Raw genomic sequence first — 14,310 nt, 5'->3', positions numbered from 1 at the left:
GAAGTATTTCTGCCCGATTCTGGGTAGAGGGGATATTCAATTGACTAAGTTTATCTATGCGGCCGCGGGTGCTTTCGTGGCCATCTTCGCTTCGGCCGGCGCATCCAGTGCCGAGGATCTGGTATTCACGCTCACGAACAAGACGAAGGGCACGCTGGAGCGCTTCTATACGTCGCCGGTTGGCGTCGGCGATTGGGAAGAAGACGTATTCGGTGAGGATGTGCTAGGCCCGGGCGAGAGCATAAAGGTGACCATCGGCGACGGCCGCGATGTCTGCAAGTACGACATGCGCTTCGAGTTCACCGAAGACTCCGGCTTCGAGGATCTTGAAGATAGCCAGAATCTCTGCGCGATGGGCTCCTATACCATTCATCAGTAAGTCTCTGTCGAACTCGTCGAACCCCGTCAGCGATGGCGGGGTTTTTGTACGTCTCGGCTATGTTCATGCGAAACTGGCTGGGGCCAGGTGGAAAGCGCCTGCTCGGCGACAGCCTCGAGCATGTCGCGGCTGAAGCCTGCTTTCGCCTGCACCGCCATGCCGTGAAGCACAGCCAGGATGAATGCGGCAAGGGCATCGGGTTTGGCTGTCTCCGGCAAATCGCCCTCGGCCTTTGCTCGCTGAAGGCGTTCACGAAGTTGCATCTCAGCAGCAGCGCGAGCCTCGATCAGGGCCTGCCGGACAGGCTCAGCTTCATCCGATCCCGCCAGGACACCGTTGATGCCCAGGCACCCCGTATGTTCGGGATAACGCGTGTTGAGGTCGACAGCGCTGTAGAGGAGGTGCGTGACAACGTCCCGTGCCGCCGGGAGCTTCAGCGCTACCGGAAGGTAATCCAGGTATCGCTCATAGTAGCGCACCAGGACTTTGCGAAAGAGCGCTTCCTTGTTGCCGAATGCAGAATAGAGGGCTGGTCTCTCGACGCCGGCGGCCTCGGTCAGGTCAGCGTAGGAAGCACCCTCGTAGCCCTTGCGCCAGAAGACGCATAACGCGGCGTCGAGCGCCTTCTCCACATCAAATTCGCGATGGCGTCCCATCAGCTCAACTCAATCCTTTTCATAATGATCGTTATTAAACCTCTTGACCGTCGCTGTCAAATTTCATACCGGTCGTTATCGTAATGCTCATTAAGATATCCGGCGCTGCTCGAAGGATCGAGCGGAACCCAGTTGAAGAGAAAGGATACTCATGTCGAATATACTCAAGGGGAAGGTCGCCCTCATCACCGGCGGTTCACGCGGCCTTGGTGCCGCGACTGCAGAAGCATTCGCCGATCACGGAGCAGACGTTGCAATCAGCTACGCTGCCTCGGCCGACAAGGCGGAAGCCGTTGTCGAGAAGCTCAAGGCCAAGGGTGTCCGCGCGATCGCGGTCAAGAGCGATCAAGCGGACCTTGCTTCCGCCAAGCCTCTGATCGACCGAGTGATTGCTGAATTCGGAAAGCTCGATATCCTCGTGAACAACGCCGGCATAGCGGTTCAGGGTCACATGGTGGACGATCCGGAGCTCGACGGGGAGGCATATAATCGCCAGTGGCAGGTCAATGTCATGGGCACAATCGCCAACACCCGCGCGGCGGCGCAAAAGCTGACCGACGGTGGCCGGATCATCTTCATCGGCTCACTCCTCGGCTCCTACGTACTCTTCCCCGGCGTCGCCGACTACGCCGGAACAAAGTGGGCGCTCGCCGGATACGCGAAGGGCATTGCCCGCGATCTTGGCCGGCGCAATATCACTGTGAACGTGGTCCAGCCGGGAATCATGCCGACGGACATGGCCGCGGACGTTGCCGGTGAGCTTCCGAACCGTGACGCCATCCTGGACATGCATCCGGTCCGTCGCATTGCAACCCTCGAGGAAGTGGCGGAAACCATCTCTTTCCTCGCCGGACCACATGCGGGTTACATCAACGGTGAAACCATTAATGTAGCCGGTGGCCTCGGAATCTGAGCATCGAAAACCGAAGCTCCGACACACAGTCCAGATCATACCGGCTGCGCAAGATCCTGAGCTTCAAGCGAAGCTCAGGATCTTGCTTTCAACCACCTAGGCCGCTTCGACTGGAGGGGCGTTAGTGACATTTGCTACATAAGCCGAAAAAATTAGCGGTCCGCCTGGATTCAGAACTCGTAGAGTGCAAAGCTGACCCTACATAGGGAAGGCTCTAACTCATTTCGGCTCTAACTTTCGCGGGGGACGCCCGCTGTTCGGAGGAAATTTAGTCATGTCCCTGAAAAAGCAGTTGCTGGGTATCGCTTTTGCACTGGGTGCTTCGGCTACAATGGCTCATGCCCAGGTGGTGGTTTCCTCGAAGATCGACACCGAAGGTGGTGTACTCGGCAATATTGTGCTTGCCGTGTTGAAGGCCAACAATATCCAGGCGACGGACCGCATCCAGCTGGGTGCCACTCCGGTTGTCCGCAAGGCGATCGCCGCAGGCGAGATCGATATCTATCCGGAATATACCGGCAATGGCGCCTTCTTCTTCGAGAAGGCTGAGGATCCCGCCTGGAAGGATCCGAAAAAAGCTTACGAAACGGTCAAGAAACTCGACTACGACGCCAACAAGATCGTCTGGCTCTCACCATCGCCGGCAAACAACACATGGGCCATTGCCGTCCGCAAGGATGTTGCCGACGCGAACAAGCTGAAGACGCTCACCGATTTCGGCAAGTATGTCGCAGGTGGCGGCAAGATCGTATTGGCAGCCTCGTCCGAATTCGTGAATTCGGCTGCGGCGCTGCCTTCGTTCCAGACGACCTATGGTTTCAAGCTCCAGCCCGCCCAGCTCATCACCCTATCCGGCGGCGACACGGCCGCTACGATCGCGGCGGCCGCCAATCAGACCAGTGGCGCGAACGCGGCAATGGTCTACGGAACCGATGGCGGTATCGCGCCCTCCGGGCTTGTTGTTCTCGAGGACGACAAGGGCGTGCAGCCGGTCTATCAGCCGGCACCTATCATCCGCGAGGAGGTGTTGAAGAAGGCCCCGAACATCGAAGCGCTGTTGAAGCCGGTTTTCGAGAAGCTCGATCTCGTTACGCTGCAGGACCTCAATGGCCGCGTGCAGGTGGGCGGCGAACCCGCCAAGGCGGTTGCCGAGGATTTCCTGAAGAAAAACGGCTTCTTGAAATAGTTCCTTCCAAGGGTTTTCATGCGACATGGGCCGGACGCTTCCAAGTGTCCGGCTTTTTGATCGGGTAGGGGGCAGGGGCGGTTTGAGAATTCGGCTCGATAAACTCGGCATCGTCATTGCTCTTCTTGCGGCTTATGGAGGGCTTGGGGCTTCCTTCGCCGTATCGAAGCCGAACCGCATCGTGCAGGGGCAGGCGAAACCGATACTGGATGCGCTGCCGTCCTGGGCCGCATGGGCCCTGATGGCGCTATTGTTTGTGGCCGCGGTCGCGGCACTGCTGCGCACAGCCGCCTGGATCAAGCTCCTCGCGGCGGCGGCAACGCTGCTGGCGCTTGCTCTTGCCATGGGGTTGGCGGGGCACTTCCTCACGCCGCCGGGCAATACTTACGCGCGCGTGTCCCCGGCTTCAGGTTTCTGGATTCTCCTTCTCGCCTTCGCGCTTCTGGCCGCCGATGCGATCACGCGGCTGAAGCCGCCGCCGTGGATGCGGGTGCTGTTTCTGATACTGGCGGCCGCGGGTGTCGGGGGCCTCCTGGTTTCGGGAAGCTGGGACGGACTTTCGATGATGAAGGAATATGCAGGCAGGGCCGATGTCTTTTGGGTCGAAGCGGGCAAACACGTCACGCTCGCGCTCGGGTCACTGGTGGCCGCCGTGGCGATCGGCCTGCCGCTGGGCATCCTCTGTCACCGGGTCGAGCCCTTGCGGGCAAGCGTTCTGAACACGCTGAATCTCATACAGACGATCCCGTCCATCGCGCTTTTCGGTATTCTCATCGCGCCGCTCGGCTGGATCGCCGTGACGGTTCCCGGTGCGGCGGCGCTCGGCATTCGCGGCATCGGGGCGGCACCTGCATTTGTCGCGCTCTTCCTCTATTCGCTGCTGCCGGTGGTCGCCAACACCGTCATCGGACTTTCCGGCGTTCCGAAAGACGCGGTCGATGCAGCCCGCGGGATCGGCATGACAAATCGGCAGCGGCTCTTGAAGATCGAGTTTCCGCTTGCGCTGCCGGTGATCCTTACCGGCATCCGTATCGTGCTCGTTCAGAATATCGGCCTTGCAACGATCGCGGCCCTGATCGGCGGCGGAGGTTTTGGCGTTTTCGTTTTTCAGGGCATCGGTCAGACGGCGATGGATCTCGTGTTGCTTGGCGCCGTGCCGACCGTGGCACTCTCCTTTGCAGCCGCCGTAATACTGGATGCACTTATCGAGCTTAATTCCCGAGCCGTAAACGGAGCGAGGTCGGCATGATCGAGATCGACGCCATTACCAAACAGTATGACGGCGTAGCCGTCGTCGATAACGTCTCCATGGTGATCGAACCGCGCACGATTACTGTCGTCGTCGGTACGTCCGGTTCCGGCAAGACCACGCTGCTGCGAATGATCAATCGGCTGGTGGAAGCGAGTTCGGGAGCGATCAGGCTGGATGGCGAAGACAACCGGTCGATCGCAGGTTACGAACTTCGCAGGCGGATCGGTTACGCCATTCAGGGCCACGGGCTGTTTCCGCATCGCACGGTGGCGCAGAACATTGCGACCGTGCCAAGTCTGCTGGGCTGGGAAAGACGACGGATCGACCTCAAGGTCGCGGAACTGCTGACGCTCTTCCAGCTTGAGCCGGAAGTCTACGGGCCGCGTTACCCGCATGAGCTCTCCGGCGGGCAGCAGCAGCGGGTGGGAGTGGCGCGCGCCTTGGCGGCGGAACCCAATGTGCTCCTCATGGACGAACCCTTCGGCGCCCTCGATCCGATCATCCGTGCCAAGGCGCAGGAGGATCTGCTTGCGATCCAGAAGCATTTCGGCACGACGATCGTGCTCGTGACCCACGACATGAACGAGGCTTTCCATCTCGCCAACAAGATCGCCGTGATGGATCAGGGCAAGGTTGTTCAATACGGACCACCGGCCGAGCTTGTGCAGATGCCGGCGACATCTTTCGTAGAAACCCTGATCGGCGATGCGGAGCGGCCATTCCGTCTGCTTTCGATATCAACGGCAGGAACGGCCGCGGAGCCGGGTGAGGCCTCCGGCGAGCCAATTCGGGAAGACAGGACGCAGCAGGAGGCACTCGCCGATCTCCTCTGGAGCGGAAGAAGGGCATTGCCCGTCGTTTCGGTCACCGGAACGCCGATGGGGCGTGTCACCCTGGACGCTCTTCTCAAGCGGGCAGCGAGGCCTCTATGAAGGTCTGGTTGCCGACTGCATTGCGGGCACTGCTGCTTCTCCTGCTGATCGCCTTTCTGCTCTTTCCGGAGAGTTTCGAGCCGTTATTCAGGTCTCTGGTGCAGCCGAACGCGCCGGCCATCTACAACCAGGGCAGTCTGCTCAGCCTGACGCTCTTGCACCTGAAGACCGTATTTTTCGCCACGCTGATGGCGACGATCATCGCAGTGCTTCTGGCGATACTCGTCACCCGACCGTTCGGGAGCGAGTTCCTGCCGCTGTCTCGGAGTCTCGTGAATATCGGTCAGACGTTTCCGCCGGTTGCGGTCCTGGCTCTGGCTGTGCCGGCGGTGGGCTTCGGCGAAAAGCCGACCCTGATCGCACTGTTCCTTTATGGCCTCCTGCCGATCTTCGAGAACACCCTTACCGCGCTCACCAATCTGCCCCAGTCGGTCATAGAGGCGGCACGCGGCGCCGGCATGACGGGTTTCCAGCGGTTGATGCAGATCGAACTGCCGCTGTCGCTGGCGATTATCGTCGGTGGCATTCGGCTGTCGGTCGTCATCAGCCTTTCGACCGCGACGATCGGCTCGACGGTTGCGGCAAAAACGCTAGGCGAGGTGATCATCGCCGGACTGCAGTCGAACAACCTGGCCTTCATACTGCAGGGCGGCCTGATCGTCGGAGCTTTGGCCGTCCTGATCTATGACGGACTATCGGCCGTGGAAGGCCTGCTGGCGCGCCGCGCCGGCGCTCGATGATTTCGAGTATGCCGTAATCGCCAAACCTAGCCGTGGCTCGAATCCGTCGGAACGACAGCTTCGGTATCCTGTTTGACGTTGCCGCGATGGAAGATGAACAGGCCGGCAAAAACGATGATGCCTGCACCTATCCAGGTCTGAGTGTCCGGCAGATCGCCGAAGAATAGCCAGCCGAGGATGACGGCCCATAGCAGCAGCGTATATTGCAGCGGTGCAAGTACCGAGGCGGGGGCAAGCTTCAGCGAGCGGGTAATGAGCAGGTGCGCGATGCAGGCTACAATGCCCAGCAAGAGCAGCGCCAGGAGTTCGCCCACGTTGAACGGGCTCCAGTTGCCGACGCTGAGGAAAATCCCGGCGATGAGACCAGCCACCGTCTGCCAGGTCACCAAGGTCGCGTCGGAAGTGCCGCGGAGCCTGCGGTTCAGCACCAGCGTCAGGGCGAAGGAGAAGCTGCCGATCAGGCCGAAGACCGAGGGCCATGTCAGCATCTCGGAGGACGGGCGCAGCGCGATCACCACGCCCGCGAAACCGACGAGCACCGCGAGCCAGCGCCGCCATCCGATCCGCTCTCCCAGCAGAAAATGAGAAAGAGCGGCAACGTAGATGGGGCCGGCCATGTAGAACGTCATGACGTCGGCGAGCGGGAGGTAGACCACGGCGGCGTAGAAAAGCGCGAGGTCGCCGGTGGCGAAGACAACCCGCAATATCTGCAGTCCCGGCCGTTCCACATTGTAGAGAACTGCAATGGGTTGGCGGGCGATCATCGGGCCGAGGACCAAGAAAGCGCCGAGCGAGCGGATGACCAGAACCTGGCCGACGGAAAAGCTCGCAACCAGCCATTTGCCCATGGCGTCGTTCAGCGAGAACATGAAGTCGCCGAGCAGCATCAGCAGCACGCCGAGAAGCACCGCGTTGCCGCTCAAAGTGGAAGCCACTCTTTTGTTCATGATGTTCGAGCGCTCCGACTCAGGACTGTATCGAGGGTGGCTTATCCGGCCAGTCTGCCGCCTGGCAAGGGGCGAGGTGCGCCCGTCGTGGTCGGGAAGCTGATCGGCAGGCCGCGCAGGACGCGAACGGCGAGGAAGGCGAAGCATTCCGCCTCCACCGCATCGCCGCGCCAGCCGAACTGATCTGCAGAGGCGGCAACAACACCCGCTCTGCTCTCAATCATGCTCATGATCGTCGGATTGTGGCGTCCGCCGCCGCTGACGATCAGCCGTTTCGGCCGGCGGGGTAAAAGATCGAGAGCCTTGCCGACGGCGGACGCCGTAAAGGCCGACAGGGTTGCTGCGCCATCGGTCGGGTCGAGACCATCGGCCATGGCGGCGGTAAAGTCGAACCGATCGAGAGACTTCGGATAAGCGGCTGTCAGGTAGGGATGTTGCAGGAGATGGGCGAGGCGTTCCTCGTCGACCTTGCCGGCCGCACCCAGCGCGCCGTCGCGATCCATCTCGCCCAGGCCCCGTGCCTTGATGAAATCGTTGAGCGGGGCGTTTGCCGGACCGGTGTCGAAGGCGATGACGGTGTCGCTGCCGTCCCACCAGGTGATGTTTGCGACGCCGCCAAGATTGAGCACGGCCGTCTCGCCGCTTGTGTCCACGCTGCGCAGCAGGGCAGCGTGATATGCGGCGGCAAGGGGCGCGCCCTGGCCTCCGGCGCGAACGTCGGCAGAGCGGAAGTCGTAAGCGACCTTGGTGCCGAGGATGGAAGCCATGAGTTCTCCATCGCCGAGCTGGCGTGTATCGCCCAGTCGCGTGCTCGTCGGCGCGCGGTGCAGCACCGTCTGTCCGTGAAAGCCCACGATGCCGATATCTGCCATGCCAAGGCCGGTGCTTTCGACGAGGTCTTTTACCGCCTTCGATTGGGCACGCGTCAGGGCGTCCTCCGCCTCCCGGAAGATCGCCGGCTCCGGCCCCTCGAAGTTCCAGGCGCGCGCCTGCCGGAGCGTCTCTTCAAGCAGAGCGCGGATTTCCGGAGGGTAGGGGGCGAGCGTATAGGCGCCGAAGGTGTCGATCGTTTCGCCGTCCGTCTTCAGGAGCGCCACGTCGATATTGCCGTCCAGGACGGTTCCGGTCATCAGGCCGACGGCCCAGATAGGCTCCATGATCGAGATCCTCAGGATTGATTGATAAGATCGCCCACAGTCTGTCGCAACTGAACGATGCCGCTGTCGAAATGGCGGGTCGGATGGACGCGGTTGGTGAGCAATGTCCAGGCGCAGCACCGGTGGAAGTCGATCCAGAGTCCGGTACCGGTGAAGCCGGTATGCCCAATGGTGCCGGGGCTGCATGCGTGGCCGCCCGACCAGTTTTGATAGGGATGCTCCCAGCCGTGCGTCCGCTTGTCCGAGAGCGGCGTGCGCATCAGCGCAATCGCGTGCTTCGAGACACCGGTGCCGTTCAGCAAACCTTCGGCGAAATCGAGAACGGAATTCACTGTACCGAACAGGCCCGCGTGACCGGAGCCCTGGAGAGCGGCGCAGTTTTCGTCATGCACCTCGCCGGAGAGTACGCGCTGCCGCCAGGTGCAGTTTTCCGTCGCCGCCGATTGGTGGGGGTCGGCAGAAAACGCAAAACCCTGGCCGGGATCGAGGTCCCGGATAGGTTTGCCGGTCAGGCGCTCCAACGCCAACCCAAGCAGAATGAAGTTGATGTCGGAATAGACGGGCGGGCCGTGGCGCCACTCGCGCTGCAGGACAAAGGCGCGCAAGAGCTCCGGATCGCTGCCATAGGTATAGATCGCTTCCACCGCCGGAAAGGGCGTCTGGTGACCGAGGCATTGACGGAACGTCACCTTCCGTTCCCAGGCGTCTGCATTGTACTGGCGCAGGTCCGGCAGCACCGTGGTCAGCGGCGCGTCGAGATCGATCGTGCCCTGCTCGGCGAGCTCAAGAATGCGCGGCGTGGTGAATATGACCTTGGTCAGCGATGCCAGATCGAACCAGGTTTCGAGCGTCATGGGACGGATTGTCGGAACGATCTGCGCCGAGCCTGTGGCGCGTGTCGCGCGGCCATGGCTCAGGTCGACGAGGCCGAATACACCACCCGGTATGCGACCATCCGCAACCGCCCCTTCGAGGGGTGCGAAGGCACGATCGAACGTGTCCATCAGTTCGGCATCGGCAGCTAGTTGCTCGTCCATGGTTCCACCTCAAACTTCCGCCCGCGCGCGGTGATCCGGCCCGAAGCTACGCCATTGCGCCACCGGGGGCTCGAAACCCGGCGGCCGGACGAGCGACGGCACCTGGCGCGTGTCGAGTTCGAAATGCTGGTTGCGGCGATCGATGCTCGGCACAGCGGAGATGAGTCGCTTTGTATAGGAGTGCTGCGGATTGGAAAGCACCGAAGCGGCATCGCCGATCTCGACGATCTCACCGGCATAAAGAACCGCGATGCGATGGGCGATCCGCTCGACCACCGCCATGTCATGCGACACGAAGAGATAGGCGAGCCCGTATTCTCGCTGCAGGTCCACGAGCAGTTCCAGTACCTTTGCCTGCACGGAAACATCGAGCGCGGAGACCGCTTCGTCAAGAACGACAATGGATGGATTGAGCACGAGCGCGCGTGCGATGCAGAGGCGTTGCCGCTGGCCGCCCGAGAACTGGTGGGGGTAGCGTTCAAGGCAGTTTTCCGGCAGGCCGACGCGCTTCAGCAACGCGGCCATTTTGGCGCGTGTCTCCCCGTTTACCCGCCCACCGGCCGCGATTACCGGTTCGGCGAGTATGCTGTCGATGCGAAGCCGGGGATTGAGCGAGGCGTAGGGGTTCTGGAACACCATCTGGACGCTCGGATCGGTCGCCTCGGCAATCCTGCCTGTATGTGTCGAGAAGCCGCCGCTGGTCGGATGGACGAGACCGAGGATGGCGCGCGCCGTGGTGGACTTGCCCGAACCGCTTTCACCGACGATCGCCAGCGTTTCGCGCGGCATCAGATCGAAGTCGATATTTTCCACGGCATGGACGGAGCCGGGCGAGCGGCGGAACACGCCTCCGGCCACCTTGAAACGAACGGTCAGGCCATCCACCCTGAGAGCCGGGCTTGTCATTTCCGACTGGCCGCGAGCGTAATCCGAGCGCGCAGCACGACCGGATTCGAAATGCGGCACGGCGCTGAGCAGGTGCCGGGTATAGGGGTGCTGCGGCCGGTCGAGAACATCGCCCAGCGCACCCTGTTCGACCGCTTCGCCGGCCTGCATCACCATCACCTTGTCCGCTATGCCCGCGACGAGCCCGATATCGTGGGTGATGAAGATCATCGCCATGCCGGTTTCGCGTTTCAATTCTGCGAGCAGCGCCATGATCTGCGCCTGAACGGTAACGTCGAGCGCGGTGGTCGGCTCGTCGGCGATCAGCAGACGCGGATTGCAGGCAAGTGCCGTCGCGATCATCACCCGCTGAAGCATGCCGCCCGAGAGTTGGTTCGGCGTATATTTGAGCCTGCGCGCGGCATCGGGGATGCGCACCCGGTCAAGCGCGTCCTTTGCCGCTGCGGTCGCCTGCTTGCCGGTCAGGCCGCGATGGAGCCGGAAGGATTCCTCAATTTGCGTGCCGATCGTGAGCACCGGATTGAGCGAGGTCATCGGCTCCTGAAAGATCATGCCGATCTCGGAGCCGCGGATTTTTTCCAGTACGGGCTCGCTAGCCTGGGCGAGGTCGAGAATGCTGTTCCCGGTTCGGGCGAGATTGATGGTGCCGCTGATGATCTTGCCGCCGCCGAAATCGACCAGGCGATTGATTGAGAGCGCGGTGACCGATTTGCCGGATCCGCTTTCGCCCACGATCGCCAAAGTTTCTCCAGCGGCCAGGTCGAAGCTCACGCCCCGAACGACCTCGTTTTCCAAGGGGTTTCGACCAAAGCTGACGCGTAAATTCGAGACGGAAAGAAGCGGAGTCATGCGGCGGACCTGCGTGTCCTGGGATCGAAAATGTCGCGCAACGCATCGCCGAGAAGGTTGAAGCCGAGGATGCTGATCATGATCGCCAGTGCCGGGAAGATCAGCAACCAGGGGGCCGTTTCCATCAGGTTGCGGCTATCGGCAAGCATGAGGCCCAGCGAAGAGGCCGGCGGCTGGGTTCCGAGGCCGAGGAAAGACAGACCGGCTTCCGTCAGCAGCGACCACGCGAGCGCCAGGGTGACCTGCACCGTCAGCGGCGCGACGAGGTTCAGGAGAAGATGCCGGGTCAGGATATAGCGCCTGCTGCTGCCGAAGGTGCGAGCGGCGTCCACGAATTCTCGTGCCTTGATGGAGAGCGCCGGGCCGCGCACGACGCGGGTGAAGATCGGCGTATAGACGATCGCGATTGCTGCAATGCTTGTCCAGGTGCCCGGACCGGCGATCGCGATGATCAGCAGCGCAAGCAGGATCGCGGGGAAGGCGAGCAATACATCCATGATGCGCATGACGAGGCCATCCCAGGCCTTGCCGAACCAGGCGGCTGTCAGACCAAGCACGGTGCCGGCGAGCGTTGCGAGCGTCACAGAGCAGAAGCCGACGAAGAAGGATTGGCCGACACCCTTCATCAAGCGACTAGCGACGTCGCGGCCGAAGAGATCGGTGCCCATCCAGTAACTCGCATTCGGGGCATGCAGACGGTCGATGCGGTATTGCTGCAGCGGATTGTGCGGCGTGACGTCAAACATGCCGAGCAATGCGACGACGACATAGATCACGACGATCGTGCCGCCGATCCTGCCGCTCGGATGGGAAAAGATGGCCCGCAGCATCAGCCGCCTTCTCCAAGACGGATGCGCGGGTCGAGTGCGACATAGACGAGATCGACGATCAGATTGACCACCATGAAATTGAAGGCAATGAAGAGCACGCAGCCCTGCACCAGCGCATAGTCACGTTGCAGGATCGCATCGAGCACCAGCCGGCCGAGGCCGGGCAGGGCGTAGATCTGCTCGACCAGCACGGCGCCGCCGAGCAGATAACCGAATTCCACGCCGCTCAGCGTGACGACCGGGATCAAGGCGTTCGGCAGCGCATGGCGCCAGATGACGCTGCGCTTCGGCACGCCCTTGCTGCGGGCGGTTCGGACATAGTCGTCACTCAGGACGTCAAGCATGGCGGAGCGAGAGATACGGGTCACGGACGCGGCAAAGGCAAAGCCGAGCGTTACAGCGGGCAGGATCATCTGTCCGAGATTGCGCAAGGGATCGACGAGCAGCGGCGTGAATTCGCCCATGGTCGGCAGGATGCCGAAGCCGGCCGACAAGGCGTAGATGATCAGCAGTCCGACGACGAAGTTGGGCGTAGACTGGCCGATCATCGCAAAGATGCGCACAGCGAGATCGGACATCTTTTCGTTACGCGTGGCAGCGAAAACTCCCGCCGGCAAGCCGACGAGAAGCGCGACGCACATCGACATGAGAGCGAGTTGCAGAGTGAGTGGAAATCGTTCCAGGATCACGCCGAGTACCGGCTTTCCGTAGGTGACGGAGATGCCGAGATCGCCGCGGAAGACGCCGAGCAGCCAGTGCCAATACTGCACGGCAATCGGCTGGTCGATGCCGAAATAGTTTGCCAGAGCCTCTCTCTGTGCCGGCGTCAGAAGGCCTGCTTCGGTGCCGAGCATTGCGGTGATCGCATCACCCGGCACCATGCGGATCGCCACGAAGACGAGGATGGAGACCCCGAGCATAACGAGCGGGAAGGTCGATAGCCGTCGCGTCAGGTAACTCATAGGTCAGCCAGCCTTTTGTCTTTTCCTTCAGGTCGACGTCATTGCTGAACCGTGACCTTGCTCAGTCCGAACAAGGAGCCTTCCGGCGTCGGGACGAAGCCCTGAACGTTCTTCTGCTGAGCCGTGTAGCTGTAGGACGTGTAGAGCCAGACCCAGGGCGACATCTCGACCAAATGCTTCTCGAAGTCGGCAAAGATCGCCTTGCGTTTGGCGGGATCGGTCTCCTCGCGTCCCTTCTGCATCTGGCTGTCGAGAGTGTCGTCGATGTAGTTCGCGACCTTCTGCAGATTGCCTGCCTTCGTCCAGTACCTGTTGTACATCGAATAGGGGTCGGCCCGTCCGCCGTTCAGCGCGACGGCCATGTCGAAGTCGCCCTTCAGCCACGCATCGACATAGACATTCAGCTCCATCATCTTGATGTCGAGCTTGACGCCGATTTCCGCAAGCTGCGACTGGATGACCTGCGCTTCGGAGGCGGCCGTCGCCGGTTCGCCATTGGCGGCGATCACGGTTGCGGAAAAGCCATCGGCATAGCCGGCATCGGCCATCAGCTTCTTGGCCTTCTCCACATCGCGCTTGTAGCAGAAGAGCTGGCTTGCGTCCGTCGTATAGCCGGGCGCCGTCAGCGGACCGGTCACCTTGCCTTCACCCACGGAAGCCGTGTCGAGGACATCCTGGCGATCGATGGCGCAGGAGATCGCCTGACGAACACCGAGTTCGTTCATCGGCTTGCGTGAAGCATTCAGTTGGAGAACGTGGTAGGCAAGCACCGGCGTGCGGTTGAGCGTCAGGTTCGTTTCCTTGGGGACGAGCGTGGCCACAAGCGGATCGTTCAGGAGCGCGAAGTCGATCTGCTTTGTCCGCAGCGATGCGAGGATCGCCGTTTCGTCGGGAAGCACACTGATGTCGATCCCGTCGACGCCGACCTTGCCGCCCGCCCAGTCCTTGTTGGCAGTCAACACTTCCTTCGAGTTGGGATCCCATTTTTCCAGTTTGAATGGCCCGGAACCGAGCGCCTTCGTGCCGACCGATCCAGCGGTGATCTCGCTTGCCGGAACGATCGCGGCGTTGATGCTTGCCATCGCCGTCAGAAGAGGCACGTCCGGCTGCGACAACTTGAAGACGACGGTCGTCGGATCCGGTGTTTCGATCGACGCGATGGACCGGAAATTGGCGCGCGCTGCCGCCGCGGTCTTTTCATCCAGGACCCGCTCGAAGGAGGCCTTCACGTCCGCCGGCGTGACAGGCTTGCCGTCCTGGAACTTTGCGTTCGGATTAAGCTTGAATGTCAGCTGCTTGCCGCCGTCGGAGAATTCCCACGACGATGCGATCGCCGGAACGATCTTCAGGTCCTTGTCCAGGCGCACCAGCGGTTCGTAAATCAGCTCGAGCAGCCGGATCGACGAGAACGCGGTCTGTTTATGAGGATCGAGGCCGGTCGCGTCCTGCGACCATGCCATGCGGAGCGTCGCCGCCGACGCCGGCGACGTGACGAACGAGACGCCGAGCGTCGCAGCGAATGCGAAACCGGATATCAGCCGTGTAGAAAAATGCCTTCCCATTT

Annotated in this window: 14 protein-coding genes; 6 read left to right on the top strand and 8 right to left on the bottom strand. The window is 61.5% G+C overall.

The genetic code is table 11. The features are described 5' to 3' along the window. Positions 1 to 40 precede the first annotated feature (40 nt). A complete protein-coding gene (locus tag C5L13_RS14645; RefSeq protein ID WP_105384032.1) occupies positions 41 to 379 on the top strand; it encodes a hypothetical protein in 339 nt (112 codons plus the stop codon). A 26-nt stretch (positions 380 to 405) separates the two neighbouring features. Here C5L13_RS14645 and C5L13_RS14640 read toward each other — a convergent pair whose 3' ends face one another. Continuing rightward, positions 406 to 1,035: a TetR/AcrR family transcriptional regulator gene (locus C5L13_RS14640; RefSeq protein WP_105384031.1), complete on the bottom strand. Its 630-nt coding sequence runs from the start codon at positions 1,033 to 1,035 to the stop codon at positions 406 to 408. Between the two features lie 151 nt (positions 1,036 to 1,186). Here C5L13_RS14640 and C5L13_RS14635 point away from each other — a divergent pair, with 151 nt between their 5' ends. The 5 genes from C5L13_RS14635 (at position 1,187) to C5L13_RS14615 (ending at position 6,058) form a co-directional block, all read left to right on the top strand. Continuing rightward, positions 1,187 to 1,948: an SDR family NAD(P)-dependent oxidoreductase gene (locus C5L13_RS14635; protein ID WP_105384030.1), complete on the top strand. Its 762-nt coding sequence runs from the start codon at positions 1,187 to 1,189 to the stop codon at positions 1,946 to 1,948. A gap of 274 nt (positions 1,949 to 2,222) precedes the next feature. Continuing rightward, positions 2,223 to 3,134, top strand: coding sequence for a glycine betaine ABC transporter substrate-binding protein OsmF (gene osmF, locus C5L13_RS14630; protein ID WP_105384029.1), 912 nt, complete (start codon positions 2,223 to 2,225; stop codon positions 3,132 to 3,134). Positions 3,135 to 3,159: 25 nt separating this feature from the next. Beyond that, positions 3,160 to 4,383, top strand: coding sequence for an ABC transporter permease (locus tag C5L13_RS14625; protein ID WP_105384028.1), 1,224 nt, complete (start codon positions 3,160 to 3,162; stop codon positions 4,381 to 4,383). Next, positions 4,380 to 5,318, top strand: a complete 939-nt coding sequence (locus C5L13_RS14620) for an ABC transporter ATP-binding protein (protein WP_105384027.1) — start codon at positions 4,380 to 4,382, stop codon at positions 5,316 to 5,318. Before C5L13_RS14625 ends, C5L13_RS14620 begins: the two co-directional genes overlap by 4 nt. After that, on the top strand, positions 5,315 to 6,058 hold the full coding sequence (locus C5L13_RS14615; protein WP_105384026.1) for an ABC transporter permease: 744 nt from the start codon (positions 5,315 to 5,317) through the stop codon (positions 6,056 to 6,058). Before C5L13_RS14620 ends, C5L13_RS14615 begins: the two co-directional genes overlap by 4 nt. 26 nt (positions 6,059 to 6,084) lie before the next feature. Here C5L13_RS14615 and C5L13_RS14610 read toward each other — a convergent pair whose 3' ends face one another. The 7 genes from C5L13_RS14610 to C5L13_RS14580 are packed head-to-tail and all read right to left on the bottom strand — an operon-like array spanning position 6,085 to position 14,308. Further along, positions 6,085 to 7,005 (bottom strand): DMT family transporter, encoded by a 921-nt coding sequence (locus C5L13_RS14610; RefSeq protein WP_105384025.1) that lies wholly within the window; start codon positions 7,003 to 7,005, stop codon positions 6,085 to 6,087. A 41-nt stretch (positions 7,006 to 7,046) separates the two neighbouring features. Beyond that, positions 7,047 to 8,162: an anhydro-N-acetylmuramic acid kinase gene (locus tag C5L13_RS14605; RefSeq protein ID WP_105384024.1), complete on the bottom strand. Its 1,116-nt coding sequence runs from the start codon at positions 8,160 to 8,162 to the stop codon at positions 7,047 to 7,049. A gap of 11 nt (positions 8,163 to 8,173) precedes the next feature. Beyond that, complete coding sequence (locus C5L13_RS14600; RefSeq protein ID WP_105384023.1) at positions 8,174 to 9,199, bottom strand: serine hydrolase domain-containing protein; 1,026 nt, start codon at positions 9,197 to 9,199, stop codon at positions 8,174 to 8,176. A 9-nt stretch (positions 9,200 to 9,208) separates the two neighbouring features. Further along, on the bottom strand, positions 9,209 to 10,954 hold the full coding sequence (locus C5L13_RS14595) for an ABC transporter ATP-binding protein (RefSeq protein ID WP_105384022.1): 1,746 nt from the start codon (positions 10,952 to 10,954) through the stop codon (positions 9,209 to 9,211). Continuing rightward, positions 10,951 to 11,784, bottom strand: a complete 834-nt coding sequence (locus tag C5L13_RS14590; protein WP_105384021.1) for an ABC transporter permease — start codon at positions 11,782 to 11,784, stop codon at positions 10,951 to 10,953. The genes C5L13_RS14595 and C5L13_RS14590 overlap by 4 nt, the downstream gene beginning before the upstream one ends. After that, complete coding sequence (locus C5L13_RS14585; RefSeq protein ID WP_105384020.1) at positions 11,784 to 12,746, bottom strand: ABC transporter permease; 963 nt, start codon at positions 12,744 to 12,746, stop codon at positions 11,784 to 11,786. The genes C5L13_RS14590 and C5L13_RS14585 overlap by 1 nt, the downstream gene beginning before the upstream one ends. A 38-nt stretch (positions 12,747 to 12,784) precedes the next feature. Further along, positions 12,785 to 14,308, bottom strand: a complete 1,524-nt coding sequence (locus C5L13_RS14580) for an ABC transporter substrate-binding protein (protein ID WP_105384019.1) — start codon at positions 14,306 to 14,308, stop codon at positions 12,785 to 12,787. Between the last annotated feature and the right edge of the window lie 2 nt (positions 14,309 to 14,310).

The organism is Neorhizobium alkalisoli (assembly GCF_002968635.1).
In the GTDB taxonomy this organism is placed as follows: Bacteria; Pseudomonadota; Alphaproteobacteria; order Rhizobiales; family Rhizobiaceae; genus Neorhizobium; species Neorhizobium alkalisoli.
The sequence above is the reverse complement of the archived record's forward strand: the minus strand, read 5'-3'. Positions and strand labels throughout refer to the sequence as shown.